Raw genomic sequence first — 25,696 nt, 5'->3', positions numbered from 1 at the left:
CAATTAGTGCTTGTAGATGAACTCGACGCCTTCTTCGTCGTCTTCATCCCAGTCATCATCCCAGTCTTCATCGTCTTCTTCCGCTTCCAGCTCTTCGAGCTGCTGGCGGTGGTAGTCATCCCACATGAATTCGACTTTTTCAGGCTGTTTGACTTCTTCCGCCTGAACAATTGGGTTCTCAATGATGAAGGTCATCACATCCCAGCACAGATCTTTCACGCCAACCTGGCTTGCCGCAGAGATCAGGTAGTATTTATCTTCCCAACCCATCGCTTCAGCAATGACTTTCGCTTTTGCTTCCGCTTCGGCTTTGTCCATCAGGTCGATCTTGTTGAAGACCAGCCAGCGTGGTTTGTTCGCCAGTTTCTCGCTGTATTTCTCCAGTTCGCCAACGATGATGCGGGCGTTTTCAACCGGATCGGAACCGTCGATAGGATCGATATCAATGAGGTGCAGCAGCACGCGGCAGCGCTCAAGGTGTTTCAAGAAGCGAATACCCAGACCCGCCCCTTCCGCGGCGCCTTCAATCAGGCCCGGAATATCGGCGACCACGAAGCTCTTCTCGTTATCCATACGGACAACGCCCAGGCTTGGTACCAGCGTGGTAAACGGATAGTCAGCCACTTTTGGCTTCGCCGCAGAAACCGCGCGAATAAACGTCGATTTACCTGCGTTTGGCATACCCAGCATGCCCACGTCAGCCAGAAGCATCAGTTCCAGCTGCAGGTCGCGCTTATCGCCCGGCGTACCCATCGTTTTCTGACGCGGCGTACGGTTAACGGACGATTTGAAACGGCTGTTACCCAGACCGTGCCAGCCGCCTTTCGCCACCATCAGGCGCTGACCGTGTTTGGTCATGTCGCCCATGGTTTCACCCGTCCCCTGGTCAATCACACGCGTACCGACCGGAACTTTAATGGTGACGTCTTTACCGCGTTTCCCGGTACAGTCACGGCTCTGGCCGTTCTGGCCACGTTCGGCGCGGAAGGATTTTTCGAAACGGTAGTCGATCAGCGTGTTGAGGTTCTCATCCGCCTCCAGCCACACGTCACCACCATCCCCACCGTCGCCGCCATCAGGACCGCCACGAGGGATATACTTTTCACGACGGAAGCTCACGCAACCGTTGCCGCCATCACCAGCCACGACCAGGATCGTCGCTTCATCAACAAACTTCATTTTACTCTCCGTAACTCATTCGCCTGAGCGGGGGACTACTACAACCGCTTCATTTTTGCGCCAACGTCCCCAAAGACGATGACCAATGGCGGAATACATCGCGCCCGCAACCACGACAAACGCACCGAGATAACCCAACAGGTTGAGCATCGGTCTGACGAAGACATCGGGCCAGGCCATTGATAACAAATCTGAAAATAACAGCGTAAACAGCGGGGTAAGCGTGATCAACGCGCTCACCTGTGCTGCCTGCCAGCGCGCCATCGCTTCGGCCAGCGCGCCATAACCGACCAGCGTGTTCAGCCCACAAAAAATGAGGCACGCCAGTTGCCAGTCGCTAAGCTGGGTAATCACGCCCGGCTTCGCTAATGGCAGCAATGCTATTGTACACAAAGTGTACAGCAAAAAGAGGATCTGCTGTGAGGCAAGCCGACGCAATAACACCTTTTGCGCGACGCCATAGCTCACCCAGACCGTTGCTGCCCCCACACCGAAAATGACACCCCAGGTGTAATCCGTCAGGCGGGTAAAAATCTCGATCAGACTGGTGTTGAAGAACATCACCAGACCGCACAACAGCATGCTCGCCCCGATAATCTGCGTACCGCGCATCTTCTCCTTGAGGATAAAGACGCTGGCGACCATCATGCCCACCGGCGAAAGCTGACCAATCACCTGCGACGCCGTGGGGCTGAGATATTGCAGGGAAGAGCTGAACAGGATGAAGTTACCGAACAGACCGCCCGTCGCGATAGCCAGCAATACCAGCCAGCGCGGTTTACGGAAGAGCCGCAAGGGTGGAAGCTTACCTTTGATGGCCAGAATCGCCCCGAGGCCGATGCTTGCCATCAGAAAGCGATAAAAGACCACCGTAGGCGGCTCCATCACTTCCAGTACCTGCTTCATTGCAATTGGCAGCGCACCCCAGCACATTGCGGTTGTGAGCGCCAAAAGAATTCCTATGCCGGCCTGCTGCTTCATGCCCGTTTTCCCTACAGAAAAAATTACCGGGTTTCCAATGTAAAAAGCCCCGCAACAGGTTGCGGGGCTTTAATCCGTTACCGGACCGAGAAAACCTTACTCAGCAACGATGCTGATGTATTTACGGTTGTTCGGGCCTTTAACTTCAAATTTCACTTTACCGTCTGCTTTAGCAAACAGAGTGTGGTCACGACCGCAACCTACGTTGTTGCCAGCGTGGAATTTGGTACCACGTTGACGAACGATGATGCTACCCGCCAGAACGGATTCGCCACCGAAACGCTTAACGCCCAGGCGTTTAGCTTCTGAATCGCGACCGTTACGTGTGGAGCCGCCAGCCTTTTTATGTGCCATTTAAATCTCTCCTCAGGTCTTAGGCGCTGATGCCAGTAATTTTCACATCAGTGAACCACTGACGGTGGCCCTGCTGCTTACGGTAGTGCTTACGACGACGAAACTTAACGATTTTAACTTTCTCGCCACGACCGTGTGCAACAACTTCAGCTTTGATAACGCCGCCATCAACGAAAGGAACGCCGATTTTGACTTCTTCACCGTTTGCGATCATCAGAACTTCTGCGAACTCAACAGATTCGCCAGTTGCGATGTCCAGCTTTTCCAGGCGAACGGTCTGACCTTCGCTTACTCGGTGTTGTTTACCACCACTTTGGAAAACCGCGTACATATAAACTCCGCTTCCGCGCACGTCCTCGTATGAATCAGAGTGCGCTATAAATATTCACAATAGGGCGCGAATATTACGCAAAACGCGAGCCTTTGACAAGTGCTACCGTCAATACATGAAGAAAAAAAACACAACACGTACGGTAACGTTTATCTGAGCCGTTTTTTCAGTACAATCAGCACTACTATTGATAAACCGAAACCCTTCGTTACCCCATTGAAGATGGGATCAACAGGATAAAAAGCCCGGCTTTTGCGATGAATTTAGAAAAAATCAACGAGTTAACCGCGCAAGATATGGCGGGTGTGAATGCAGCAATCCTGGAGCAACTCAACTCTGACGTTCAGCTGATCAATCAGTTGGGCTATTACATTGTCAGCGGCGGCGGTAAACGCATTCGTCCGATGATTGCTATTCTGGCTGCCAGAGCCGTTGGCTATCAGGGAAATGCCCACATCACTATCGCCGCGCTCATCGAATTTATCCACACGGCGACGCTTCTGCACGACGATGTGGTGGATGAATCGGATATGCGTCGTGGCAAAGCCACGGCTAACGCCGCGTTCGGGAACGCAGCCAGCGTCCTTGTGGGAGATTTTATCTATACCCGCGCCTTCCAGATGATGACCAGCCTGGGTTCCCTGAAAGTGCTGGAAGTGATGTCCGAAGCCGTTAACGTCATCGCTGAAGGCGAAGTGCTCCAGCTGATGAACGTCAACGACCCGGACATCACTGAAGAAAACTACATGCGCGTCATCTACAGCAAAACCGCGCGCCTGTTTGAAGCGGCGGCCCAGTGTTCCGGCATTTTGGCGGGCTGTACCGAAGCGCAGGAAAAAGGCCTGCAGGACTATGGCCGCTATCTGGGCACAGCCTTCCAGCTGATTGACGATCTGCTGGATTACAGTGCGGACGGCGAGACGCTCGGCAAAAACGTTGGCGATGACCTGAACGAAGGCAAACCGACCCTGCCGCTGCTCCACGCCATGCGTAACGGAACGGCCGACCAGGCGAAGATGATCCGTGAAGCGATTGAGCAGGGAAATGGCCGCCATCTTCTGGAACCTGTACTGGAAACCATGGCAATCTGCGGATCGCTGGAATGGACGCGTCAGCGTGCAGAAGAAGAAGCCGACAAGGCCATCGAGGCCCTTCAGGTCATTCCAGACAGCCCATGGCGCGAAGCACTGATTGGCCTTGCCCACATCGCCGTTCAGCGCGACCGTTAATCTCCCTTTTTCTCCCCGCGAACCTGGCGGGGAGATTCCAGTACACACCAGTAGATTCCGCGTTCATGTAAATTCATCGGTTTAGAGACCGCATGAATAAAGCCATGTCTTATTCTGAATATTCCTTCAAGTAACGCGAACTTTTTAGAACAAGAGTTCGAAATGGGTATAGTAAACCCGTCGTTTCAGAAGAAACGGCCTAGGTGAATCCGAACTTAAGGACGGCGTTATGGATACGAAATTTATCGACTGGCACACGGCTGATATTATTGCCGCACTGCGCAAAAAAGGCACTTCACTGGCTGCAGAGTCCCGCCGCCATGGACTGAGTTCTTCAACTCTGGCAAACGCCCTCACCCGCCCCTGGCCAAAAGGAGAATTAATTATCGCAACGGCGCTGGACACGCATCCGTGGGTGATTTGGCCTTCGCGCTACCACGATCCTGTCACCCATGAATTTATCGACAGATCGCGCATGATTCGCCAGAGAAAAGTAAAAAAAGAATCGCAGGAATAAGGTTTTTTTGACAGGAACAGCAACCCCCCGGTCATTTCTGGCAGGGGGCTGCCGGAACGATTACTCGCCCTTCACACGCTCGATATTGGCACCCAGCGCGCGCAGTTTATCTTCGATACGCTCATAGCCACGATCGATGTGATAAATACGATCCACGATCGTTGTGCCTTCCGCGATACAACCCGCCAATACCAGGCTGGCAGACGCACGCAGATCGGTTGCCATCACCTGAGCACCGGACAGTTTCTCAACGCCGTGGCAAATCACGGTATTACTTTCGATCTCGGCACGTGCCCCCATACGGATCAGCTCCGGTACGTGCATAAAGCGGTTCTCGAAAATGGTTTCCGTGATAAAGCCGGTCCCTTCGGCGACCAGGTTCAACAAGGTGAACTGTGCCTGCATGTCAGTTGGGAAGGCCGGATGCGGTGCCGTACGCACATTGACCGCTTTTGGACGCTGTCCATGCATATCAAGGCTGATCCAGTCTTCACCGATTTCGATATCCGCGCCCGCATCGCGTAGTTTCGCCAGCACCGCATCCAGGGTATCTGGCTGCGCGTTGCGACAAACAATTTTCCCGCCAGAGATCGCAGCAGCGATCAGGAAGGTACCGGTTTCGATACGGTCCGGCAGTACGCGATAGACACCCCCGCCCAGACGCTCAACGCCTTCGATGGTGATGCGGTCGGTACCCTGACCAGAGATCTTCGCACCCAGCGCCACGAGGAAGTTGGCAGTATCCACAATCTCCGGTTCACGCGCGGCGTTTTCGATGATCGTGGTCCCTTCTGCCAGCGTTGCCGCAGACATAATGGTCACCGTTGCACCCACGCTCACTTTGTCCATAACAATGTGCGCGCCTTTCAGACGACCATTGACGGACGCTTTAACGTAGCCTTCTTCCAGCTTGATCTCTGCGCCCAGTTTTTCCAGGCCAAAGATGTGCAGGTCAACCGGACGCGCACCGATAGCGCAACCGCCCGGCAGCGAAACCTGACCCTGACCGAAACGCGCCACCAGCGGGCCAAGCGCCCAGATGGAAGCACGCATGGTTTTCACCAGATCGTAAGGGGCAGAGAAGTTATTCACCTTGCTGGCGTCGATCCAGACGGAACCGTTACGCTCGACTTTCGTGCCCAACTGGGTGAGCAGCTTCATGGTGGTGTCGATATCTTTCAGCTTCGGTACGTTCTGAATCTCTACCGGCTCTTCCGCGAGCAGTGCAGCAAAGAGGATGGGCAGCGCGGCGTTTTTCGCGCCAGAAATTGTGACTTCGCCCTGGAGACGCGTTGGCCCCTGTACACGAAATTTATCCATGGTGTGCTCTCTTATAAATTCAACCGTGCTGCGGGCCTGTCGCCCTCAGCTCAAAAACCGTTTAGTTTGCGATCGCGTGCCCACTCTTGCGGGGTGAACGCTTTAATCGACAGGGCGTGGATGCGGTTATCCGCAATATATTCCATCAGCGGCGCGTACACAGCCTGCTGTTTCTTCACACGGCTCATACCGTCGAACATCTCACCCACAGCAATAACCTGGAAGTGACTGCCATCGCCTGTGACGTGGGCTTCCTGAAGGGAGAGTGCATTCATCAGCACTGTCTGGATTTCATGATTTTCCATGGGCTCTTAATCATCTGATAGTGAAAACAAGCCCAACATCTTAGAGCAAAGTGGCGTCGTCTTAAACAAGCAAAAAGCCCCGACGATGAAACTGTCAGGGCTTTCGGAAGTAACGCACTGAAAATATTAACGAGGCAGTACGTCCTGAGGGAGATTGTAGAGCTGCGCCAGGGTCACGACATTGTCGCTCGCGCCGCGAAGCGTGACGCTCGCCCCCTGCTTTTTCCCCACCGCAACCAGATGGGCAAGCAGTGCAACGCCTGCCGTATCTACCCGCGTGACGTTGGTTAAGTCAATAACCGTCACGCCCTGCATGGCCTCATGGCGCTTATCCCATAAGGGGTTCAGCAGATCCTGATCCAGCTCACCGGACAGCTTTAATGTCTCGCCTTCACGCGACCAGCTGAGTTGCTGTGACATTACTTCTTCTCGTCCAGACTAATTTTCTGACGAGCGATGGACTGCAGCTGCGCGGTCAGGCCATCAATCCCCTTGGTGCGCAGCAGGTCGCTCCACTCGTTCTGTTTGGTGGTGATCATGCTTACACCTTCGGCGATCATGTCATACGCCTGCCAGTGGCCGGTCTGGCTGTTTTTACGCCACTGGAAATCCAGACGCACCGGCGGACGACCGTTAGGATCGTTGATCGTTACGCGAATAGGGACGATGGTCGCATCACCCAGCGGCTGCTCCGGGGCGATCTGATAGGTCTGACCGTGATACATCGCCAGCGCCTGACCATACGCCTGCTTCAGGTATTCACGGAAAGCGGCAAAATAGGCATCACGCTGCGCCGGGGTTGCGTCTTTGTAATAGCGGCCCAGCACCAGGGCTCCCGCATATTTGATCTGCACGTACGGCAGCAGCTCCTGGTCAACCACGTCACGCAGGTAATCAGGATTAGCACGAATCTTAGGCTGCTCGTTTTTAAGACGATCGAAGGTTTTCTTCGCGGCTTCGTCCATCAGTTTGTACGGGTTACTCTGATCCGCCGCGTGCACCGCGGTGAGAGGGGCAATAACCAGCATGGCAACCATTAACAATCGTTTAAACATGAATGACTTCTCCTGATATTAATTCGCAGCACCTGGGGTCGGCGCAGCATTGGTATGGTCTTCACTCTGCGCAGGGGCATTGTCAGACTTTTTATCATCCCCTTTACTGTTGTAAAGGAACTGACCAATCATATCTTCCAGCACCATGGCGGACTTGGTGTCCTGGATCACGCTCCCGTCCTTAAGGATAGTCGTTCCCAGCTCGGGGTCTTCAAAACCGACGTTAAGCGCCAGATATTGTTCGCCCAGCAGACCGGAAGTCCGGATAGAAAGGGAACTGGTGTCCGGAATGTGGTTGTAACGCTCTTCGATATCCATCGCGACACGTGGCAGATAGGTCTTCTCATCCAGCGTAATGTCAGATACGCGTCCGATCACCACGCCGCCAATACGGACCGGTGAACGCGCCTTCAGCCCGCCGATGTTATCGAAGGTGGCATAGATGCGATACGTCGGCTCGGTGCGCACAGACGTGATATCCGCCGCTCTCAGGCAGATAAACAGCGCGGCCAGCAGCGCCAGCAGCAGGAATACACCGACCCAAATTTCATTTTTTCTCGTTTGCATGAACTCAATTCCCAAACATCAGTGCGGTGAGCACAAAATCCAGACCCAGTACGGCCAGCGACGAATGAACGACTGTACGTGTAGTTGCGCGGCTAATGCCCGCCGACGTCGGGATGGCATCGTAACCATTGAACAATGCAATCCAGGTGACCGTAATGGCAAATACCACGCTCTTAATCAGGCAGTTAATCAGATCCATTCGCAGATCAATGGCATCCTGCATGGCAGACCAGAAGAAACCGGCATCAATGCCTTTCCAGTGCACGCCAACCAGCGAACCGCCCCAGATCCCCACGGCGACAAACAGAATCGTCAGCAGCGGTAAAGAGATGACCCCGGCCCAGAAACGCGGCGAGATCACGCGACGCAGCGGATCGACCGCCATCATCTCCATGCTGGAGAGCTGCTCGGTCGCGCGCATCAGGCCAATTTCAGCCGTTAAGGCCGACCCCGCGCGCCCGGCGAAAAGCAGCGCCGCCACAACGGGCCCCAGTTCACGCAGCAGCGAGAGCGCCACCAGCATCCCGAGGCTGGTTTCCGCACTGTAGGTTGTCAGCACCAGGTAGCCCTGCAGACCCAGCACCATACCGATAAACAGACCGGAGACAATGATGATGAGCATCGACAGCACGCCGACGTTATAAAGCTGACGCACCAATAGCGGCGCGTGCTTACGGAATTCCGGCTTGCCGACCAGCGCGTTGAATAACATCAATCCGGCACGCCCGAACGTCCTGATGGTTTTTATGCCACGGTGTCCGAGAGCGGCCAACGCATTTAACAGCATGAGTGGCTTAACTCCCTATTCCCAGTAAATCGTCACGATAGTCGCCCGCCGGGTAGCGGAACGGCACAGGGCCATCGGCAATACCGTCGAGGAACTGCCGCACGCGCGGATCGCAATTTTCCTGCAGCGCCTGGGCGCTACCGTGTGCGACGATCTTTTTGTCCGCTACGATGTAGGCGTAATCGGCAATGCTCAACACTTCAGGTACATCGTGAGACACCACAATGCAGGTGACGCCAAGCGCGCTGTTCAGCTCAGAGATGAGCTTCACCAGCACGCCCATCGTGATGGGATCCTGCCCGACAAACGGTTCGTCGAACATGATTAAATCAGGTTCTAATGCGATGGCTCGCGCCAGCGCGGCACGACGCGCCATCCCGCCGGACAGCTCCGAAGGCATCAGCTTCGCGGCGCCCCGCAGCCCGACGGCTTCTAGCTTCATCATCACCGTGCTTTTCAGCAGCGCAGGCGGCAGGCTGGTATGCTCGCGCAGCGGATAGGCAACGTTATCAAAGACGTTCATGTCGGTGAACAAAGCCCCCGACTGAAAGAGCATGCTCATGCGTTTGCGAACAGTATACAGGCGCGAGCGCGACATCTCCGGGATGTTTTCGCCATCAAAGAGGATTTCACCGCTATCCGGTGGGATCTGCCCACCGATAAGGCGGAGCAGGGTCGTTTTACCGATCCCGGACGGCCCCATGATGGCAGTAATTTTGCCACGCGGCACGGTCAACGAAATATCATCAAATATCAATCTGTTGGCGCGAGAAAAACTCACCCCGCGGACATCGACTAAATTCGCCATGGTTTGGCTCATTTATGGTTCCTTTCTTATCCTGCTCACGTTAAGGCATGTAGCCTGAATCAGCCCTAAACTCCGCATTTTTACAGAATAATAACCGTAGAGGTTAGCGAAAGCTGGCATTTGTTTTACTTTTCCGGCGCATAAAGTCAAAATTAGGAATTCGTTACGCCTCAGACTGTATGCAGTCCAGCCATTCCCGAGCAATGGACCGACGAGTATACCTGAAGAAAGGACTTTTGATGCTTTTAGCAACAGCACTGTTAATAATTGGTTTACTGTTGGTGGTCTACAGTGCTGACCGTTTAGTGTTTGCTGCATCTATCCTGTGTCGCCTGAGTGGCGTACCACCTGTTGTCATCGGGATGACTGTGGTCAGCGTAGGAACGTCGCTTCCTGAAATCATCGTCTCTGTCTCCGCCTCGCTGCATGGTCAGGTAGACCTGGCAGTCGGCACCGCCATTGGCTCTAACATCGTCAATATTTTATTGATTTTAGGCCTGGCCGCGCTGCTCCATCCTTTTCGCGTGCATTCTGATGTTCTGCGCCGTGAATTGCCGCTAATGTTACTCGTAAGCCTGCTGGCAGGGTGCGTATTTTACGATGGCGTACTGAGCTACAGCGACGGCATTTTCCTGCTGGCGCTGGCCGTTATTTGGCTGCTGTATAGTGTTAAGATCGCCCGTCTGGCTGAAAAGCAGGGTCAGGATAGCCTCACGCGCGAGCAGGTCGCCGAGCTTCCGCGAGAAGGCACGCTGCCTGTTGCCCTGCTCTGGCTGGGCGTCGCACTGATCATCATGCCGATGGCAACGCGCATGGTCGTGGATAACGCGACGGTGCTGGCGAACTATTTTGCCATCAGCGAGCTGACTATAGGCCTGACGGTGATTGCCATCGGCACCAGCCTGCCGGAGCTGGCCACCGCCATTGCGGGGGCACGTAAAGGTGAGGATGACATTGCCATTGGTAATATCATCGGTTCTAACATTTTTAATATCGCCATTGTGATGGGCCTGCCGGCCCTGATTTCGCCAGGGCCCTTTAATCCTCTGGCGTTCTCACGTGATTACGGCGTGATGTTGCTGGTCAGCGTGATTTTTGCCCTGCTCTGCTGGCGGCGGCAACGACAGATCGGCAAAGGCGCAGGCGCGCTGCTGACGGGTGGATTTATCGTATGGATGGCGATGCTGTACTGGCTCTCGCCTCTTCTCTCTGGGTAAACGGAAACGCATTATGTCGCAAATAGAATTGCAGCCGGGTTTTGACTTTCAGAAAGCAGGCAAAGACGTTCTGGAGATTGAACGTGAAGGTCTGGCGCAGTTAGATCAGTACATTAATCAGGATTTTAGTCTGGCATGTGAGAAGATATTCTACTGCGCCGGCAAAGTCGTGGTGATGGGGATGGGCAAGTCCGGTCACATTGGACGCAAAATGGCGGCGACCTTTGCCAGTACCGGCACCTCTTCCTTCTTTGTCCACCCGGGGGAAGCCGCGCACGGGGACCTGGGTATGGTCACGCCGCAGGATATCGTCATCGCGCTCTCCAACTCCGGTGAGTCCAATGAAATCCTGGCGCTCATCCCGGTCCTGAAGCGGCTGCAGGTGCCGCTGATTTGCATGACCAGCCGTCCGGAAAGCAGCATGGCGCGTGCAGCCGATATTCACCTGTGCGTGAAGGTTCCCAAGGAGGCCTGTCCGCTCGGTCTGGCGCCGACCTCCAGCACCACCGCTGCACTGGTCATGGGCGATGCGCTTGCCGTGGCGCTGCTTGAAGCCCGTGGCTTTACGCCGGAAGATTTCGCGCTTTCCCACCCGGGCGGCGCGCTGGGGCGCAAGCTCCTGCTGCGGGTAAACGATATTATGCACACCGGGGATGAGATCCCTCACGTCAGTAAAGAAGCCTCCCTGCGTGATGCGCTGCTGGAAATCACCCGTAAGAATCTGGGGATGACGGTCGTGTGCGACGATCTGATGAAAATTCAGGGGATCTTCACCGATGGCGACCTGCGTCGCGTGTTCGATATGGGTGTCGATGTCCGCACGCTCGGCATTGCCGACGTGATGACGCCGGGCGGTATCCGCGTGCGTCCAGGTACGCTGGCCGTGGATGTGCTGAACCTGATGCAGTCCCGCCATATCACCTCCGTTATGGTTGCCGATGGCGACCAGTTGCTGGGTGTGGTACATATGCATGATCTGCTGCGCGCAGGCGTAGTGTAATGAAGGATAAGACAATGAGTAATGCGGGTGCATCCCTTGCAACCTGTTATGGTCCGGTCAGTACGCAGATGATGGCAAAGGCGGAAAACATTCGTCTGCTCATCCTCGATGTGGATGGGGTTCTCTCCGACGGCCTGATTTACATGGGCAATAATGGTGAAGAGCTGAAGGCGTTTAACGTTCGCGACGGCTACGGTATCCGCTGTGCGCTCACCTCGGGGATTGAGGTGGCGATCATCACCGGACGAAACGCTAAACTGGTAGAAGACCGCTGTGAAACTTTAGGTATTACCCATCTGTATCAGGGTCAATCCGATAAGATGGCGGCGTTCAATGATTTACTGGGTAAACTGGCTATCGCACCGGAAAACGTGGCCTACGTCGGGGACGACCTGATTGACTGGCCGGTGATGGCTGAAGTTGGGCTGAGCATCGCCGTTGCCGATGCGCATCCGCTGCTGATCCCGCGCGCCGACTACGTTACCCACATCAACGGTGGCCGCGGCGCTGTCCGTGAAGTCTGCGATCTGCTTCTGCTGGCGCAGGGCAAGCTTGATGAGGCCAAAGGGCAATCGATATGAGTAAAACCAGACGTTGGATTATCATTTTGCTTTCGCTTGTCACACTGGTATTGATTGGCGTGAACCTTGCCGATCGCGACGATACGCAAACGGAAGTGATCAACAATACCGATCCAACCTATAAAAGCGATCACAGCGACACCGTGGTCTATAGCCCGGAAGGCGCGCTGAACTATCGCCTGATTGCCCAGCATGTTGAATATTTTTCCGATGATGGCGTTTCATGGTTTACCCAACCTGTGATGACCACATTTGATAAAGACAAAGTGCCGACGTGGTCAATTAAGTCAGATCGGGCCAAACTGACAAATGACCGTATGCTTTATCTGTATGGCCACGTTGAAGTCAACGCCCTGACCGCTGACTCGCAACTGCGAAAAATTACGACGGATAATGCCCAGATCAACCTGGTAACCCAGGACGTGACGTCGCAGGATCTGGTCACACTGTATGGCACAACATTTAATTCCAGCGGTTTAAGAATGCGCGGGAACTTACGCAGCAAGAACGCCGAGCTGATTGAAAAGGTTAGAACCTCCTATGAAATTCAAAACAAACAAACTCAGCCTTAAAGTAATTATCGCCAGCGCGATGCTGGCGGCCAGTCTCCCCGCGCTTGCTGTAACGGGCGATACCGACCAGCCGATCCATATTGAGTCCGACACCCAGTCTCTCGATATGCAGGGTAACGTCGTCACCTTCACGGGTAACGTCGTCATGACCCAGGGCACCATCAAAATCAACGCCGACAAAGTGGTCGTAACCCGTCCGGGTGGCGAGCAGGGCAAAGAGATTATCGATGGCTATGGTAATCCGGCGACCTTCTACCAGATGCAGGACAACGGCAAGCCGGTGAAAGGCCGCGCTACGCACATGCACTATGAGCTGGCGAAGGATCTGGTCATCCTGACCGGGAATGCGTATCTGGAACAGCTGGACAGCAACATTACCGGCGACCAGATTACCTATCTGGTTAAAGAGCAAAAAATGCAGGCCTCCAGCGAGAAAGGCAAACGCGTGACCACCGTACTGGTTCCGTCGCAGCTGCAGGACAAAGGCAAGGGCCAGGCCCCGGCACAGAAGAAGAGTAACTAATTCGTTATGGCAACATTAACTGCAAAAAACCTCGCGAAGGCCTATAAGGGCCGCCGTGTCGTAGAAGATGTCAGTCTGACCGTCAACTCCGGCGAAATCGTGGGGCTGCTTGGCCCGAACGGTGCGGGTAAAACGACAACCTTCTACATGGTGGTGGGTATTGTGCCGCGCGATGCCGGCAACATTATCATTGACGATGAAGACATCAGCCTTCTGCCGCTGCACGCGCGCGCGCGTCGAGGGATCGGCTATCTGCCGCAGGAAGCCTCCATTTTCCGTCGTCTCAGCGTTTACGACAACCTGATGGCGGTCCTGCAAATTCGTAACGACCTGACCAACGAACAGCGTCAGGATCGTGCCAACGAGCTGATGGAAGAGTTCCACATTGAGCATTTGCGCGACAGCCTCGGTCAGGCACTCTCCGGGGGCGAACGCCGTCGCGTTGAGATTGCGCGTGCGCTGGCCGCAAACCCGAAATTTATCCTTCTGGATGAACCGTTTGCGGGCGTTGATCCCATCTCCGTTATCGACATTAAACGTATCATTGAGCACCTGCGCGACAGCGGGCTTGGCGTACTGATCACCGACCACAACGTGCGTGAAACGCTGGCCGTATGTGAACGCGCCTATATTGTCAGCCAGGGCAATCTGATCGCCCACGGTACGCCGCAGCAGATCCTCGAAGACGATCATGTTAAGCGCGTCTATCTTGGGGAAGACTTCAGACTCTGATAGGGTAGAGGTAACGTAACGCCGAACCGGAGAAAAATGCTCTGAACATGAAGCAAGGTTTGCAATTAAGGCTCAGCCAACAACTGGCGATGACGCCGCAGCTACAGCAGGCAATTCGCCTGTTGCAACTGTCCACGTTAGAACTTCAGCAGGAGCTCCAGCAGGCGCTGGACAGTAACCCCCTGCTGGAACAAACCGATCTTCATGACGAGGTAGATACCCAGCAATCGCAGGATACTGAAGCGCTCGATACCGCGGATGCACTCGAACAAAAAGAGATGCCCGACGAGCTTCCGCTTGATGCCAGCTGGGATGAAATCTACACCGCCGGAACCCCTTCCGGTACGCGTGCGGACTACCAGGACGATGAGCTACCGGTCTATCAGGGCGAAACCACCCAGTCGCTGCAGGATTACCTGATGTGGCAGGTGGAACTCACCCCCTTCTCCGATACCGACCGCGCGATTGCCACGTCCATTGTCGATGCCGTTGACGACACCGGCTATTTGACCGTCACCCTCGACGATATACTGGAAAGCATGGGCGACGACGAGATTGAGCTTGAGGAAGTCGAAGCCGTTTTGAAGCGCATCCAGCGTTTCGATCCGGTAGGCGTAGCCGCAAAAGATCTGCGCGACTGCCTGCTGATCCAGCTTTCTCAGTTCAGCAAAGAGACGCCATGGCTCGAGGAGGCGCGCGCGATCATCAGCGATCATCTGGATCTGCTGGCGAACCACGATTTCCGCACCCTGATGCGCGTCACGCGCCTGAAAGAAGAGGTGCTGAAAGAAGCGGTGAATCTGATCCAGTCGCTCGATCCGCGCCCCGGTCAGTCGATCCAGACCAGCGAGCCCGAGTACGTGATCCCGGATGTGCTGGTCAGAAAACACAACGGCCGCTGGGTCGTTGAACTGAATTCAGACAGCATCCCTCGCCTGCAAATCAACCAGCAGTATGCCTCCATGTGCACCAGCGTGCGTAACGACGCCGACAACCAATATATTCGTAGCAATTTGCAGGAAGCGCGATGGCTGATCAAAAGTCTGGAGAGCCGAAATGATACGCTGCTACGCGTCAGCCGCTGTATTGTCGAACAGCAGCAGGCTTTCTTTGAGCAGGGCGAAGAGTATATGAAACCGATGGTGCTGGCGGATATCGCCCAGGCCGTCGAGATGCATGAATCAACCATTTCCCGTGTCACCACGCAGAAGTATCTGCACAGTCCACGCGGTATTTTTGAGCTTAAGTATTTCTTCTCCAGCCATGTGAATACCGAGGGCGGCGGCGAAGCGTCGTCCACGGCCATTCGTGCCTTGGTGAAGAAGTTGATCGCCGCGGAGAACCCCGCGAAGCCGCTAAGCGACAGTAAGTTAACCACCATGCTGTCCGATCAGGGTATTATGGTGGCACGTCGTACTGTTGCGAAGTATCGAGAGTCTTTATCCATTCCGCCGTCCAACCAGCGTAAACAGCTGGTCTGACACAACCGATAAGGAAGACACTATGCAGCTCAACATCACTGGACAAAACGTCGAAATTACTGAGGCTTTACGCGACTTTGTGAACGCGAAGTTTGCAAAACTCGAGCAGTATTTCGAAAGGATCAATCAGGTCTACATTGTGTTGAAAGTGGAGAAAGTGACTCATATCTCGGATGCCACCCTGCATGTTAACGGGGGGGAACTGCATGCCAGTGCGGAAGGGCAAGACATGTACGCTGCTATCGACGGCTTGATTGATAAGCTTGCGCGACAGCTCAATAAACATAAAGATAAACTGAAACAACACTAATTGTCCGGGCAGTTAACGGGTGCAGGACGGCCTGTTGTGAAACACAACAGGCCATTTGTACAGTTAGCGCTTAGGTGAAATTATGATGAACAACGATTCCGCTCTTCAACTGAGCAATGTCCTTAACCAGGAATGTACCCGCAGTGCGGTTCACTGCCAGAGCAAAAAACGTGCGCTGGAAATCATCAGTGAACTGGCCGCAAAACAGCTGGGCCTGCCGCCGCAGGTGGTGTTCGAAGCGATTCTGACCCGTGAAAAGATGGGCAGTACCGGTATCGGCAACGGCATCGCAATCCCGCACGGCAAGCTGGAAGAGGATACCCTGCGTGCCGTCGGTGTGTTTGTGCAGCTTGAAACACCGATCGCCTTTGATGCCATTGATAACCAGCCCGTCGATCTCCTCTTCGCGCTGCTGGTGCCTGCTGACCAGACGAAAACCCATCTGCATACGCTGTCGCTGGTCGCCAAACGTCTGGCTGATAAAACCATTTGCCGTCGACTGCGCTCGGCTCAAAGTGATGAAGAGCTTTATCAAATTATCACCGAAGCAGAAGGCAATCAGGATGATGCATAACCAGGAGATGGCCTTCACATCTGTTGTCCTGAGGAGAAACGGAACATGGTGCTGATGATTGTCAGCGGTCGTTCAGGGTCGGGGAAATCCGTTGCTCTGCGCGCGCTGGAAGACATGGGTTTTTACTGCGTCGATAACCTTCCGGTCGTGTTGCTGCCCGACCTGGCCCGTACGCTTGCGGAGAGACAGACCTCGGCCGCCGTCAGTATCGACGTTCGTAACATGCCGGAATCGCCAGAGATCTTCGAACAGGCAATGAGTAACCTGCCTGACACGTTCTCGCCTCAGCTGCTGTTCCTCGATGCAGACCGTAATACCCTGATTCGCCGCTACAGCGACACCCGTCGTTTGCACCCGCTTTCCAGTAAGAACCTCTCCCTGGAGAGCGCAATCGATGAAGAGAGCGATCTGCTGGAGCCGCTGCGTTCTCGCGCCGACCTGATTGTCGACACCTCTGAGATGTCCGTTCACGAGCTGGCGGAAATGCTGCGTACCCGGTTGTTGGGTAAACGCGAGCGCGAACTGACGATGGTGTTCGAATCCTTTGGCTTCAAGCACGGTATCCCGATTGATGCGGATTATGTTTTCGACGTGCGCTTCCTGCCGAACCCGCACTGGGATCCGAAACTGCGTCCTATGACCGGTCTGGATAAACCCGTCGCGGCCTTCCTCGACAGGCACACAGAAGTTCACAATTTTATCTACCAGACGCGAAGCTACCTTGAGCTATGGTTACCTATGCTGGAGACAAACAATCGTAGCTACCTGACGGTAGCGATTGGCTGTACCGGCGGTAAACATCGTTCGGTTTATATCGCCGAACAGCTGGCCGACTATTTCCGCTCGCGCGGGAAGAACGTTCAGTCCCGTCATCGCACGCTGGAAAAACGTAAAACATGACCGTAAAACAGACCGTTGAGATCACCAATAAGCTGGGCATGCATGCGCGCCCGGCGATGAAGCTGTTTGAGCTGATGCAGGGTTTCGATGCAGAAGTTCTGCTGCGGAATGACGAAGGTACCGAAGCGGAGGCGAACAGCGTCATTGCGCTGCTGATGCTGGATTCCGCCAAAGGGCGTCAGATTGAAGTCGAAGCCACCGGCCCCCAGGAAGAGGAAGCGCTGGCGGCGGTGATTGCGCTGTTTAACGCGGGGTTCGACGAAGATTAAGGTCTCTGCCCTTCAGGCGGGTGGCGCTGCGCTTACCCGCCCTACATAAGTTTGTTGCTCTCCATAAACCCTTCTCCTCCCAACTGACGCATCTGGCGCATAATCCACGCCTGACGGCTTCGCACGTAACCTGACGGGGCACTGGCTTTAAAGCGGAGGGGATTAGGCAGAACAGCCGCGAGCAGCGCCGCCTCAGACATGCTCAGCTTGCTGGCGGGTTTATTAAAATAGCGTTGTGATGCAGCTTCGACACCAAATACCCCGTCGCCAAACTCGGCAACGTTGAGATACACGGTCAGAATGCGCTTTTTGCTCCAGACCGTTTCCATGCCCAGGGTGAGCCCCGCTTCCAGCCCCTTTCGCACCCAGCTGCGGCCGTCCCACAGAAACAGATTTTTGGCCGTCTGCTGCGACAACGTTGACGCGCCGCGCACGCGGTTTTCATGGCGTTCGTTATGGGCCAGCGCCTTCTCAATGGCCGCAACGTCGAACCCCCAGTGCTCAGGGAATTTCTGATCCTCCGCTGCGATGACCGCCAGCCCCATGAACGGAGAGATCTCGTCCATGCTTACCCAGTCAGAATGGGCAACATAGCCGAAATCGCCGCTGAGCCACGCGCCGAGCTGACGCTCAACCATCACGGCAGAGAACGGGACCGGCATAATGCTGAACACGGCCAGCCCGCCTCCCCAGAACACCGCCATGACGAGAACGATGCGTAGAAGAAGGCGTTTCACCCATGCGCCTGCGGAAAACGGACGCCTCATTCCGTCAGCACCAGCACGCGGGCGACCAGTTTTTCAATGCCCACGGCGGCTTCCGCGATATTCTTCGCCAGCATATACGCAGGCGTGGTGACAATCTTGTTATCTTCATCAACCACAATGTCATCCACCGGGCACGGAACGTGTTCGCCCCCCATTTCCTCGACGATCTCAGCGGTATCAATATCCGTCCCGATAGTCAGGCGCAGCGGGAAATCAAAAATTTTAGGCAACATCGCCGGTGCGATACAGATAAAGCCCAGCGGTTTCCCTGCCGCATGCATGGCCTGCGACAGCGCTTTGAGATGAGGATCGATCTGACACTCCGCGCCCTGCGCGGCAAAGGTACTGAGATTTTTGGCTGCGCCAAACCCACCCGGCACAATGAGCGCATCAAGCTCTGCAGGATCTGCCTGAATAAGAGGATGGATGCCACCTCGCGCAATGCGCGCGGCTTCAATCAGCACGTTACGGGTTTCCGCCATCGGCTCACCGGTCAGATGGTTAATCACATCCGCCTGATTTTTGTCTGGCGCAAAACAAATCACCTCGGCTCCCTGCTTAGCCAGGGCCAGCAGCGTGATGACGGCTTCGTGTATCTCAGAGCCATCGTAAACACCGCATCCGCTTAGCACGACACCAATCTTTTTCATCATGACAATCCTTTTCTGCAACTTGCTGAAGCACATTAATAATTTTGATTAAAACGCTATGCTTCACACATTTCACTGATTCATGTAACAAACCATTTAAGATTTGCTATCTTATCTGCGTGCGGCCTAAATTTTTCAGGCAGCGCCCTTTCAAAAATAACGTTTAAAAACAGGCGCAGCCACGATTTCCCTGATGTTGGCGCAGTATTCGCGCACCCCGGTTAATCCGGGGTCATTTTTTTCTGGCGTCAACCCAGGCTTTTAGCACCGCCACATCGTTTTGCCATTCCTGTTTCATCTCTTCAACCCAATCACCCACGTTATCTTCCCATGCAGGTAAATCAGGCGACTGAATCTGTTGCCCCAGCTGCTGCAGATGGCGTAAGCCAACCGAGCCGGCGGCACCTTTGATTTTATGTCCTTCTTCCACGATACCCTTCTGGTCACGGGCCGTCAGGTTGGATTCCAGCACGCTCAGATAGCCCGGCATCATTTTTTCGAACACCGCCAGACCGTCGGTAATCAGTTTCGGCCCCACCAGATCGATGTACTGCTCCAGCATCGCGGTATCGAGTATCGTTTGGGCTTTTGCGCTATCAACAGACGTCATGGTGCTCTCCTCTTCATCATGGGTATCCCAGAACTTTTTGATCATAGCGGTCAGAGCAGGCACCGCCAGCGGCTTGCTGAGTACATCGTCCATACCGGCATCGAGATACTCTTTTTTATCTTTCAGCACGTTCGCCGTCAGGGCAACCAGCGGCGGCAGTTCGTCGGCCGCGTACTGACGCGTCAACTCGCGCGAGATATCCAGCCCGGTCATATCCGGTAATTGAATATCCAGCAGAACAAGATCGTATTCGCCTGGTTTAAACATCTCCAGCGCGGCTTTACCGGTCATCGCGACATCCACGCTGTTGCCCAGTTTTTCCAGCACAGAGCGCGCCACAATTACGTTCAGCTCAATATCTTCCACCAGCAGGACGTGCAGGGCAGGCAGCGGCATATCGTCATTTTCAAAGGTATCCTCTACCTCTTCCGCCACCGCAGGGGCATGGACCGTCAGCGTGAAGGTTGACCCTTTGCCCGGCTGGCTGGCAACGGTGATATCGCCGCCCATACTCTTCGCCAGACGTTTAGAGACCGCCAGGCCAATGCCCGTACCGGTGGCCGGTTTCCCACCGTTGCTGTCCTTCACCTGATAGTACATGGCGAAGATTTTGTCCTGCTCCTCCAGCGGAATACCCATCCCGGAGTCTTCCACCTCGAAGTGCAGCATGTCACCTTCGTCATAGCGGATACGCACCGCCACCTTTCCTTTCTGGGTAAATTTCACCGCGTTGCTGATCAGGTTCCACAGGATCTGGCGCAGTCGCGTGCCGTCCGTCACCACTTTATGCGGCAGCGGCAGGGTTGGCTCCATGACAAAGCTCAATCCCTTCTGCTGCGCCTGCAGGCCAGACAGGTTTTCCAGATCGGCAAGGAAGCTGGTGAAATCCACAGGCTGGTTATCAAGCTGAACTTTACGGCGCTCCATCTTATCCATATCAATAATATCGTTGAAGATATTACCCAGCGTGACCGCTGAAACATGGATAGTCTTGAGGTATTTTTCCTGTTCTGCGGTCAGATCGGTATCCAGCAGAATACGGCTCAACCCGACGATGCCGTTAAGCGGCGTACGCAGCTCGTGGCTGATGGTGGAGATAAAGGTGGTCTTGTCGCGGCTGGCGCGCTCCAGGGCATCCTGATAGCGCTTACGCTCGGTAATATCGCGGCCAAAGCCCATCAGGCCGTGGCGTTTCCCCACGCGGTCATAGTAGGGTACCTTACGGATCTCAAAGCAGGCTTTGCGCCCGTCCGGGTAATCCAGCCACTGTTCATAGGTAAGCGAGACGTTATGACGGAAGACTTTTTCGTCGGTCTCCATGACCTTGGCCGCCGCCTCTTCAGAGTAAACGTCCTGCGGCTTCAGGTGTATCAGCTGCTTCTCGCTTTTCCCGGTGAGCAACTCCATCGCCCGGTTACAGCCGGAAAACTCTTTATCTTCATTACGGTAGAACACCAGATCCGGCGACGCATCCAGGAACGATCGCAGGAAAGAAGATTGCTGCTCAAGCTGGATCTGCGTGACCTCGCGCTCTTTCATTTCGATTTTCAGCTGCTCCAGGGTGGCCTGACGCTCGGCCTCCGCTTTCTCACGATCTGAAATCTCCTGATTCAGCTGCGCAATGTTGTCTTTGAGCTGGACGTTGAGCTTCAGGTCACGCTCGCGCATCTCTTCCAGCTTATCCACCAGCTTAGACAAACGCTGACGGGACTCTTCCAGCTGTTCAACCACCACGGAAAGGAAATAGACCGCCCAGGGAGTAATAAGCAAGCCAAAGAAGATGGAGCGGATGACGTCGATACTCTCGACCTGACCATGCAGAACCATGGTAACCGCCATTTGCACGACAATGGCCAGAACGACCAGCGCCAGCGCAAGTAGCATGGAAAAACGCACCAGCCCAAGCTTCATCATCAGGTCGACGTAATACTGGGCAAGCATTCGAATTTGCTTCATAGAGGATCCCTTCACGACGTTATCGCTCAATAATACTCAAATTCGCGGCGGGACGTTGAAGGTTGTGAGAAAAAGTGCGGGGTGAAACAGGAGATTAGCCTCGCTCCCGGGTAACCGAAAGCGAGGCGAGGTCAATCAGGAGCGTTTCAACAGCAGCCAGAGACTGATCAGGAGGAAGCTGGCGCTTGGCAGCAGCGCACCGATAATCGGCGGAATGCCATAAACCAGCGTCAGCGGACCGAAGATCTGATCGAGCACGTAGAACACAAAGCCGAAGCTGATGCCGGTCACGACGCGGACCCCCATCGGCACGCTGCGCAACGGACCGAAGATAAACGACAGCGCCATCAGCATCATTACCGCCACGGACATCGGCTGGAAGATTTTGCTCCACATGTTGAGCTGATAGCGTCCCGCATCCTGTCCGCTCGACTTCAGGTATTTCACATAGTTGTGCAAACCGCTGATGGAGAGCGCGTCAGGATCCAGCGCCACGACGCCGAGCTTATCGGGCGTCAGGTTGGTTTTCCACGTACCGGTTACCGTCTGAGAACCCGTAATCTGTTTCGGATCGGTCAGGTCAGATTCATCAACCTGGGACAACCGCCACTGCTTATGTTCGGCGTCAAACTTCGCCGAAGAGGCGTGGCGAACGGACTGCAGACGGCGCTGGTCATCAAAAGCATAGATGCTCACCCCGCCCAGTTCATCATTCCCCTTCACCCGTTCGATGTAGACGAAGTTTTTACCGTCTTTCGCCCATAAACCTTGCTGAGTCGAGAGCAGTGAGCCGCCGTACATGGCCTGAGCACGGTAGTTACGCGCCATCTGTTCGCCCTGCGGCGCGACCCACTCGCCAATCGCCATGGTCAACAGCACCAGGGGGATGGCGGTTTTCATTACCGACAGCGCGACCTGCATACGGGTAAAACCCGAAGCCTGCATAACGACCAGCTCACTGCGCTGCGCCAGCATCCCCAGCCCCAGCAGCGCCCCCAGCAGGGCCGCCATCGGGAAGAAGATCTGCACATCTTTCGGCACGCTGAGCAGGGTATACATCCCCGCGCCCAGCGCGTCATAGCTCCCCTGCCCGGCTTTTTTCAGCTGATCGACAAATTTGATAATGCCGGAGAGGGACACCAGCATGAACAACGTCATCATGATGGTGGTAAAAATGGTTTTACCGATATAGCGATCAAGAACGCCAAACGCCTGCATTAGATGGCTCCTTTACGCGAGAATCGGGCACGTATGCGGCGCACAGGCACCGTATCCCACAGGTTTAACCCCAGCGCCAGTAAGATGTACAGGCTGTTAATGAACCATGTCCAGACCATAGGGTCCAGCTTACCCTTCGCGCCGTTGGAACGAATCGAGGTTTGCAGCAGGAAATAGATCAGGTAAAGCAGCATCGCTGGCAGCATAGAGAGCACGCGTCCCTGACGTGGGTTCACCACGCTCAGCGGAACGACTATCAGCGCCATCATGAACACGGTGAAGACAAGCGTAATACGCCAGTGGAACTCAGCACGCGCTCGGTTGGTATCGGTATTCCAGAGGGTACGCATGTCCATTTGCTCGGTATCCGTTGGATCGAGCGCCACGGTCTGATGGCCGATAATGGCCTGATAGTTCTGGAAATCCGTAATGCGGAAGTCACGCAGCATCGCGGTGCCTTCGAAACGGGTGCCTTTGTTCAGCGTCACGACCTGAGAACCATCTTTGCGCTGAGCAAGCTGACCGGAGTCGGCAACCACCACAGAAGGACGCGCGTTACCTTTAGGACGCAGCTGCGCCAGGAAGACATCGTTGAATTTGCTGCCGTCAACGCTCTCAATAAACAGCACGGAGTTCCCGTCGGTTGCCTGCTGGAACTGCCCCTGGGCTAACGCCGCCATGCCGGGGTTGGCTTTCGCTTCGGCCAGCACTTCGTCCTGATGGCGAGAAGACAGAGGACCCGCCCACATCACATTCACCGCCGCAACGATACCCGTGAACAGCGCCAGTATCATGGCGGCTTTGACCAGCACCGCTTTGCTCAGGCCACAGGCATGCATCACCGTGATTTCACTCTCGGTGTAGAGTTTCCCAAGCGTCATGAGCAGGCCAAGGAAAAGACTTAGCGGCAGGATAAGCTGCGCCATTTCCGGGATCCCTAAACCAAGCAGGGAAAGCACCAGATTTGTTGGAATTTCGCCGTCAACGGCCGCACCGAGGATCTTAACCAGCTTCTGACAGAAAAAAATCAGCAGCAGGATGAAGAGGATCGCCAGTTGGCTTTTGAGCGTCTCCCGCACCAGATATCTTATGATTATCACTTTAAATACGCCCGTAAAAACCCGTCTCTTTGCTGGAAAATCGCTTGTTTCATGGCTTAAACGTCATTTATTCTCTTGAGTCGTCGAAATCATCGCTAAGATTAAAACATCCGGCGGATTCACGCTTCAGGACTTTTTCTGACGTGTCGAAACCGTAGTAACGTAAGATTAACACGAAGTCACCACAACAGCGGACATGAGTTACGAAAGGTTTCAATTCTATCCGTAGCCGCCGCCGTTGTCTTTAAGATTCAGGAGCGTAGTGCATGGAGTTCAGTGTAAAAAGCGGTAGCCCGGAGAAACAGCGGAGTGCCTGCATCGTTGTGGGCGTCTTTGAACCACGCCGACTCTCCCCGATCGCCGAACAACTCGATAAAATCAGTGACGGCTATATTAGCGCCCTGCTGCGCCGTGGCGAACTGGAAGGCAAACCTGGGCAGACGCTGTTACTGCACCATGTTCCGAACGTACTGTCAGAGCGCATCCTGCTGATTGGCTGCGGCAAAGAACGCGAGCTGGATGAACGTCAGTACAAGCAGGTGATTCAGAAAACCATCAATACGCTGAATGATACCGGTTCAATGGAAGCGGTATGCTTCCTGACCGAGCTGCACGTTAAAGGGCGTAACACCTACTGGAAAGTGCGTCAGGCAGTCGAAACGGCAAAAGAGAGCCTGTACAGTTTCGATCAGCTGAAGACCAATAAAAGCGAGCCGCGTCGTCCGCTGCGTAAAATGGTCTTTAACGTGCCAACCCGTCGCGAGCTGACCAGCGGCGAGCGCGCCATTCAGCACGGTCTGGCGATTGCCGCCGGTATTAAAGCGGCAAAAGATCTCGGCAACATGCCGCCGAACATCTGTAACGCCGCTTACCTCGCCTCTCAGGCGCGCCAGCTGGCCGACGCCTACAGCAAAAACGTGATTACCCGCGTCATCGGCGAACAGCAGATGAAAGAGCTGGGAATGCACTCTTACCTGGCGGTGGGTAACGGCTCGCAGAACGAATCCCTGATGTCGGTCATCGAGTACAAGGGCAACCCGGCCGAAGACGCGCGCCCTGTCGTGCTGGTCGGTAAAGGCCTGACCTTCGATTCCGGCGGTATCTCCATCAAGCCTGCCGAAGGCATGGACGAGATGAAATACGACATGTGCGGCGCGGCGGCGGTTTACGGCGTGATGCGCATGGTCGCGGAACTTCAGCTGCCGATCAACGTGATCGGGGTCCTGGCGGGCTGCGAAAACATGCCCGGCGGTCGCGCGTATCGCCCGGGTGACGTCCTGACCACCATGTCTGGCCAGACGGTAGAAGTGCTGAACACCGACGCCGAAGGCCGTCTGGTACTCTGTGACGTGTTGACCTACGTTGAGCGCTTCGAACCGGAAGCGGTCATTGACGTCGCCACGCTCACCGGTGCCTGCGTGATTGCCCTTGGCCACCACATTACCGGCCTGATGTCTAACCATAATCCGCTGGCGCACGAGCTGATTAGCGCCTCGGAGCAGGCCGGTGACCGCGCATGGCGTCTGCCGCTGGGTGACGAATATCAGGAGCAGCTGGAGTCTAACTTCGCGGATATGGCGAACATCGGCGGACGTCCTGGCGGGGCAATCACCGCGGGATGCTTCCTGGCGCGCTTTACCCGCAAGTACAACTGGGCGCACCTGGATATCGCAGGCACCGCATGGCGCTCCGGTAAGGCCAAAGGCGCCACCGGTCGTCCGGTGGCGCTGCTGTCGCAGTTCCTGCTCAATCGTGCGGGTTTTAACGGCGACGAGTGATATAAAGTGCCGGGTGGCGGCTTCG

30 protein-coding genes are annotated in these 25,696 nt (G+C 54.9%); 14 read left to right on the top strand and 16 right to left on the bottom strand.

The window, feature by feature from the left end; translation table 11 throughout:
- Positions 1-3 precede the first annotated feature (3 nt).
- From cgtA to rplU, 4 genes are all read right to left on the bottom strand, one after another.
- Positions 4-1,179 carry an Obg family GTPase CgtA gene (gene cgtA / locus B498_RS10630; RefSeq protein WP_008501463.1) on the bottom strand — a complete coding sequence of 392 codons (1,176 nt, stop codon included), beginning with the start codon at positions 1,177-1,179 and terminating at the stop codon, positions 4-6.
- Positions 1,180-1,194: 15 nt separating this feature from the next.
- A complete protein-coding gene (locus B498_RS10635; RefSeq protein ID WP_008501462.1) occupies positions 1,195-2,160 on the bottom strand; it encodes a DMT family transporter in 966 nt (321 codons plus the stop codon).
- Between the two features lie 96 nt (positions 2,161-2,256).
- Entirely contained in the window at positions 2,257-2,514 is a 258-nt protein-coding gene (gene rpmA / locus B498_RS10640) for a 50S ribosomal protein L27 (protein WP_004385076.1), read from the bottom strand.
- Between the two features lie 19 nt (positions 2,515-2,533).
- Positions 2,534-2,845 carry a 50S ribosomal protein L21 gene (gene rplU, locus B498_RS10645; RefSeq protein WP_003025032.1) on the bottom strand — a complete coding sequence of 104 codons (312 nt, stop codon included), beginning with the start codon at positions 2,843-2,845 and terminating at the stop codon, positions 2,534-2,536.
- Between the two features lie 257 nt (positions 2,846-3,102).
- Here rplU and ispB point away from each other — a divergent pair, with 257 nt between their 5' ends.
- Positions 3,103-4,074 (top strand): octaprenyl diphosphate synthase, encoded by a 972-nt coding sequence (ispB, locus tag B498_RS10650; protein WP_008501461.1) that lies wholly within the window; start codon positions 3,103-3,105, stop codon positions 4,072-4,074.
- A gap of 229 nt (positions 4,075-4,303) precedes the next feature.
- Positions 4,304-4,591, top strand: coding sequence for a DNA-binding transcriptional regulator SfsB (sfsB, locus tag B498_RS10655; protein WP_008501460.1), 288 nt, complete (start codon positions 4,304-4,306; stop codon positions 4,589-4,591).
- Positions 4,592-4,651: 60 nt separating this feature from the next.
- On the opposite strand, the gene murA is transcribed toward sfsB, so the two are convergent.
- The 7 genes from murA to mlaF form a co-directional block, all read right to left on the bottom strand.
- Complete coding sequence (murA, locus tag B498_RS10660) at positions 4,652-5,911, bottom strand: UDP-N-acetylglucosamine 1-carboxyvinyltransferase (protein WP_008501459.1); 1,260 nt, start codon at positions 5,909-5,911, stop codon at positions 4,652-4,654.
- Between the two features lie 50 nt (positions 5,912-5,961).
- Entirely contained in the window at positions 5,962-6,216 is a 255-nt protein-coding gene (gene ibaG, locus B498_RS10665) for a BolA family iron metabolism protein IbaG (RefSeq protein WP_008501458.1), read from the bottom strand.
- A 126-nt stretch (positions 6,217-6,342) separates the two neighbouring features.
- Positions 6,343-6,636, bottom strand: coding sequence for a lipid asymmetry maintenance protein MlaB (mlaB, locus tag B498_RS10670; protein WP_008501457.1), 294 nt, complete (start codon positions 6,634-6,636; stop codon positions 6,343-6,345).
- Positions 6,636-7,271 (bottom strand): phospholipid-binding protein MlaC, encoded by a 636-nt coding sequence (gene mlaC, locus B498_RS10675; protein ID WP_008501456.1) that lies wholly within the window; start codon positions 7,269-7,271, stop codon positions 6,636-6,638. Before mlaC ends, mlaB begins: the two co-directional genes overlap by 1 nt.
- A gap of 18 nt (positions 7,272-7,289) precedes the next feature.
- Positions 7,290-7,838, bottom strand: a complete 549-nt coding sequence (gene mlaD / locus B498_RS10680; RefSeq protein WP_008501455.1) for an outer membrane lipid asymmetry maintenance protein MlaD — start codon at positions 7,836-7,838, stop codon at positions 7,290-7,292.
- Between the two features lie 4 nt (positions 7,839-7,842).
- Complete coding sequence (gene mlaE, locus B498_RS10685; RefSeq protein WP_008501454.1) at positions 7,843-8,625, bottom strand: lipid asymmetry maintenance ABC transporter permease subunit MlaE; 783 nt, start codon at positions 8,623-8,625, stop codon at positions 7,843-7,845.
- A 7-nt stretch (positions 8,626-8,632) separates the two neighbouring features.
- Positions 8,633-9,445, bottom strand: coding sequence for a phospholipid ABC transporter ATP-binding protein MlaF (gene mlaF, locus B498_RS10690; RefSeq protein WP_008501452.1), 813 nt, complete (start codon positions 9,443-9,445; stop codon positions 8,633-8,635).
- A gap of 227 nt (positions 9,446-9,672) precedes the next feature.
- Between mlaF and B498_RS10695 the strand changes: the two genes are divergently transcribed.
- From B498_RS10695 to npr, 11 genes are all read left to right on the top strand, one after another.
- The gene (locus B498_RS10695) at positions 9,673-10,650 is read left to right on the top strand and encodes a calcium/sodium antiporter (RefSeq protein ID WP_008501451.1); all 978 of its coding nucleotides are present in this window, start codon (positions 9,673-9,675) and stop codon (positions 10,648-10,650) included.
- A 13-nt stretch (positions 10,651-10,663) separates the two neighbouring features.
- A complete protein-coding gene (kdsD, locus tag B498_RS10700; protein WP_008501450.1) occupies positions 10,664-11,650 on the top strand; it encodes an arabinose-5-phosphate isomerase KdsD in 987 nt (328 codons plus the stop codon).
- Positions 11,651-11,664: 14 nt separating this feature from the next.
- Positions 11,665-12,231, top strand: a complete 567-nt coding sequence (gene kdsC / locus B498_RS10705) for a 3-deoxy-manno-octulosonate-8-phosphatase KdsC (RefSeq protein ID WP_008501449.1) — start codon at positions 11,665-11,667, stop codon at positions 12,229-12,231.
- Positions 12,228-12,803 carry an LPS export ABC transporter periplasmic protein LptC gene (gene lptC, locus B498_RS10710; RefSeq protein ID WP_008501448.1) on the top strand — a complete coding sequence of 192 codons (576 nt, stop codon included), beginning with the start codon at positions 12,228-12,230 and terminating at the stop codon, positions 12,801-12,803. The genes kdsC and lptC overlap by 4 nt, the downstream gene beginning before the upstream one ends.
- On the top strand, positions 12,772-13,326 hold the full coding sequence (lptA, locus tag B498_RS10715; RefSeq protein ID WP_008501447.1) for a lipopolysaccharide ABC transporter substrate-binding protein LptA: 555 nt from the start codon (positions 12,772-12,774) through the stop codon (positions 13,324-13,326). Before lptC ends, lptA begins: the two co-directional genes overlap by 32 nt.
- A gap of 6 nt (positions 13,327-13,332) precedes the next feature.
- Positions 13,333-14,058 carry an LPS export ABC transporter ATP-binding protein gene (gene lptB / locus B498_RS10720; RefSeq protein WP_008501446.1) on the top strand — a complete coding sequence of 242 codons (726 nt, stop codon included), beginning with the start codon at positions 13,333-13,335 and terminating at the stop codon, positions 14,056-14,058.
- 47 nt (positions 14,059-14,105) lie between these two features.
- Positions 14,106-15,539 (top strand): RNA polymerase factor sigma-54, encoded by a 1,434-nt coding sequence (rpoN, locus tag B498_RS10725; protein WP_008501445.1) that lies wholly within the window; start codon positions 14,106-14,108, stop codon positions 15,537-15,539.
- A 22-nt stretch (positions 15,540-15,561) separates the two neighbouring features.
- A complete protein-coding gene (hpf, locus tag B498_RS10730; protein WP_008501444.1) occupies positions 15,562-15,849 on the top strand; it encodes a ribosome hibernation promoting factor in 288 nt (95 codons plus the stop codon).
- An 82-nt stretch (positions 15,850-15,931) separates the two neighbouring features.
- A complete protein-coding gene (gene ptsN / locus B498_RS10735; protein WP_008501443.1) occupies positions 15,932-16,423 on the top strand; it encodes a PTS IIA-like nitrogen regulatory protein PtsN in 492 nt (163 codons plus the stop codon).
- 45 nt (positions 16,424-16,468) lie between these two features.
- Positions 16,469-17,323, top strand: coding sequence for an RNase adapter RapZ (rapZ, locus tag B498_RS10740; RefSeq protein WP_008501442.1), 855 nt, complete (start codon positions 16,469-16,471; stop codon positions 17,321-17,323).
- Complete coding sequence (npr, locus tag B498_RS10745) at positions 17,320-17,592, top strand: PTS phosphocarrier protein NPr (protein ID WP_003861872.1); 273 nt, start codon at positions 17,320-17,322, stop codon at positions 17,590-17,592. Before rapZ ends, npr begins: the two co-directional genes overlap by 4 nt.
- 41 nt (positions 17,593-17,633) lie before the next feature.
- Here npr and mtgA read toward each other — a convergent pair whose 3' ends face one another.
- From mtgA to lptF, 5 genes are all read right to left on the bottom strand, one after another.
- Positions 17,634-18,359 carry a monofunctional biosynthetic peptidoglycan transglycosylase gene (gene mtgA, locus B498_RS10750; protein WP_008501440.1) on the bottom strand — a complete coding sequence of 242 codons (726 nt, stop codon included), beginning with the start codon at positions 18,357-18,359 and terminating at the stop codon, positions 17,634-17,636.
- Entirely contained in the window at positions 18,356-19,009 is a 654-nt protein-coding gene (elbB, locus tag B498_RS10755) for an isoprenoid biosynthesis glyoxalase ElbB (RefSeq protein WP_032622923.1), read from the bottom strand. The genes mtgA and elbB overlap by 4 nt, the downstream gene beginning before the upstream one ends.
- Positions 19,010-19,241: 232 nt before the next feature.
- Positions 19,242-21,575, bottom strand: coding sequence for an aerobic respiration two-component sensor histidine kinase ArcB (gene arcB, locus B498_RS10760; RefSeq protein ID WP_008501438.1), 2,334 nt, complete (start codon positions 21,573-21,575; stop codon positions 19,242-19,244).
- 135 nt (positions 21,576-21,710) lie between these two features.
- The gene (gene lptG / locus B498_RS10765; protein WP_008501437.1) at positions 21,711-22,793 is read right to left on the bottom strand and encodes an LPS export ABC transporter permease LptG; all 1,083 of its coding nucleotides are present in this window, start codon (positions 22,791-22,793) and stop codon (positions 21,711-21,713) included.
- Positions 22,793-23,893, bottom strand: a complete 1,101-nt coding sequence (lptF, locus tag B498_RS10770; protein WP_008501435.1) for an LPS export ABC transporter permease LptF — start codon at positions 23,891-23,893, stop codon at positions 22,793-22,795. Before lptF ends, lptG begins: the two co-directional genes overlap by 1 nt.
- Positions 23,894-24,159: 266 nt before the next feature.
- On the opposite strand from lptF, the gene pepA reads away from it, so the two are divergent.
- Entirely contained in the window at positions 24,160-25,671 is a 1,512-nt protein-coding gene (gene pepA / locus B498_RS10775) for a leucyl aminopeptidase (protein ID WP_008501434.1), read from the top strand.
- The last annotated feature ends 25 nt before the right edge of the window (positions 25,672-25,696 follow it).

The organism is Enterobacter sp. SST3 (genome assembly GCF_000286655.1).
GTDB classification, from domain to species: domain Bacteria; phylum Pseudomonadota; class Gammaproteobacteria; order Enterobacterales; family Enterobacteriaceae; genus Enterobacter; species Enterobacter roggenkampii.
The sequence above is the reverse complement of the archived record's forward strand: the minus strand, read 5'-3'. Positions and strand labels throughout refer to the sequence as shown.

Coding starts and splice junctions, on each gene's coding strand:
- cgtA (WP_008501463.1), bottom strand. CDS start 1,179: ATGAAGTTTGTTGATGAAGCGACGATCCTGGTCGTGGCTGGTGATGGC.
- B498_RS10635 (WP_008501462.1), bottom strand. CDS start 2,160: ATGAAGCAGCAGGCCGGCATAGGAATTCTTTTGGCGCTCACAACCGCA.
- rpmA (WP_004385076.1), bottom strand. CDS start 2,514: ATGGCACATAAAAAGGCTGGCGGCTCCACACGTAACGGTCGCGATTCA.
- rplU (WP_003025032.1), bottom strand. CDS start 2,845: ATGTACGCGGTTTTCCAAAGTGGTGGTAAACAACACCGAGTAAGCGAA.
- ispB (WP_008501461.1), top strand. CDS start 3,103: ATGAATTTAGAAAAAATCAACGAGTTAACCGCGCAAGATATGGCGGGT.
- sfsB (WP_008501460.1), top strand. CDS start 4,304: ATGGATACGAAATTTATCGACTGGCACACGGCTGATATTATTGCCGCA.
- murA (WP_008501459.1), bottom strand. CDS start 5,911: ATGGATAAATTTCGTGTACAGGGGCCAACGCGTCTCCAGGGCGAAGTC.
- ibaG (WP_008501458.1), bottom strand. CDS start 6,216: ATGGAAAATCATGAAATCCAGACAGTGCTGATGAATGCACTCTCCCTT.
- mlaB (WP_008501457.1), bottom strand. CDS start 6,636: ATGTCACAGCAACTCAGCTGGTCGCGTGAAGGCGAGACATTAAAGCTG.
- mlaC (WP_008501456.1), bottom strand. CDS start 7,271: ATGTTTAAACGATTGTTAATGGTTGCCATGCTGGTTATTGCCCCTCTC.
- mlaD (WP_008501455.1), bottom strand. CDS start 7,838: ATGCAAACGAGAAAAAATGAAATTTGGGTCGGTGTATTCCTGCTGCTG.
- mlaE (WP_008501454.1), bottom strand. CDS start 8,625: ATGCTGTTAAATGCGTTGGCCGCTCTCGGACACCGTGGCATAAAAACC.
- mlaF (WP_008501452.1), bottom strand. CDS start 9,445: ATGAGCCAAACCATGGCGAATTTAGTCGATGTCCGCGGGGTGAGTTTT.
- B498_RS10695 (WP_008501451.1), top strand. CDS start 9,673: ATGCTTTTAGCAACAGCACTGTTAATAATTGGTTTACTGTTGGTGGTC.
- kdsD (WP_008501450.1), top strand. CDS start 10,664: ATGTCGCAAATAGAATTGCAGCCGGGTTTTGACTTTCAGAAAGCAGGC.
- kdsC (WP_008501449.1), top strand. CDS start 11,665: ATGAGTAATGCGGGTGCATCCCTTGCAACCTGTTATGGTCCGGTCAGT.
- lptC (WP_008501448.1), top strand. CDS start 12,228: ATGAGTAAAACCAGACGTTGGATTATCATTTTGCTTTCGCTTGTCACA.
- lptA (WP_008501447.1), top strand. CDS start 12,772: ATGAAATTCAAAACAAACAAACTCAGCCTTAAAGTAATTATCGCCAGC.
- lptB (WP_008501446.1), top strand. CDS start 13,333: ATGGCAACATTAACTGCAAAAAACCTCGCGAAGGCCTATAAGGGCCGC.
- rpoN (WP_008501445.1), top strand. CDS start 14,106: ATGAAGCAAGGTTTGCAATTAAGGCTCAGCCAACAACTGGCGATGACG.
- hpf (WP_008501444.1), top strand. CDS start 15,562: ATGCAGCTCAACATCACTGGACAAAACGTCGAAATTACTGAGGCTTTA.
- ptsN (WP_008501443.1), top strand. CDS start 15,932: ATGATGAACAACGATTCCGCTCTTCAACTGAGCAATGTCCTTAACCAG.
- rapZ (WP_008501442.1), top strand. CDS start 16,469: ATGGTGCTGATGATTGTCAGCGGTCGTTCAGGGTCGGGGAAATCCGTT.
- npr (WP_003861872.1), top strand. CDS start 17,320: ATGACCGTAAAACAGACCGTTGAGATCACCAATAAGCTGGGCATGCAT.
- mtgA (WP_008501440.1), bottom strand. CDS start 18,359: ATGAGGCGTCCGTTTTCCGCAGGCGCATGGGTGAAACGCCTTCTTCTA.
- elbB (WP_032622923.1), bottom strand. CDS start 19,009: ATGAAAAAGATTGGTGTCGTGCTAAGCGGATGCGGTGTTTACGATGGC.
- arcB (WP_008501438.1), bottom strand. CDS start 21,575: ATGAAGCAAATTCGAATGCTTGCCCAGTATTACGTCGACCTGATGATG.
- lptG (WP_008501437.1), bottom strand. CDS start 22,793: ATGCAGGCGTTTGGCGTTCTTGATCGCTATATCGGTAAAACCATTTTT.
- pepA (WP_008501434.1), top strand. CDS start 24,160: ATGGAGTTCAGTGTAAAAAGCGGTAGCCCGGAGAAACAGCGGAGTGCC.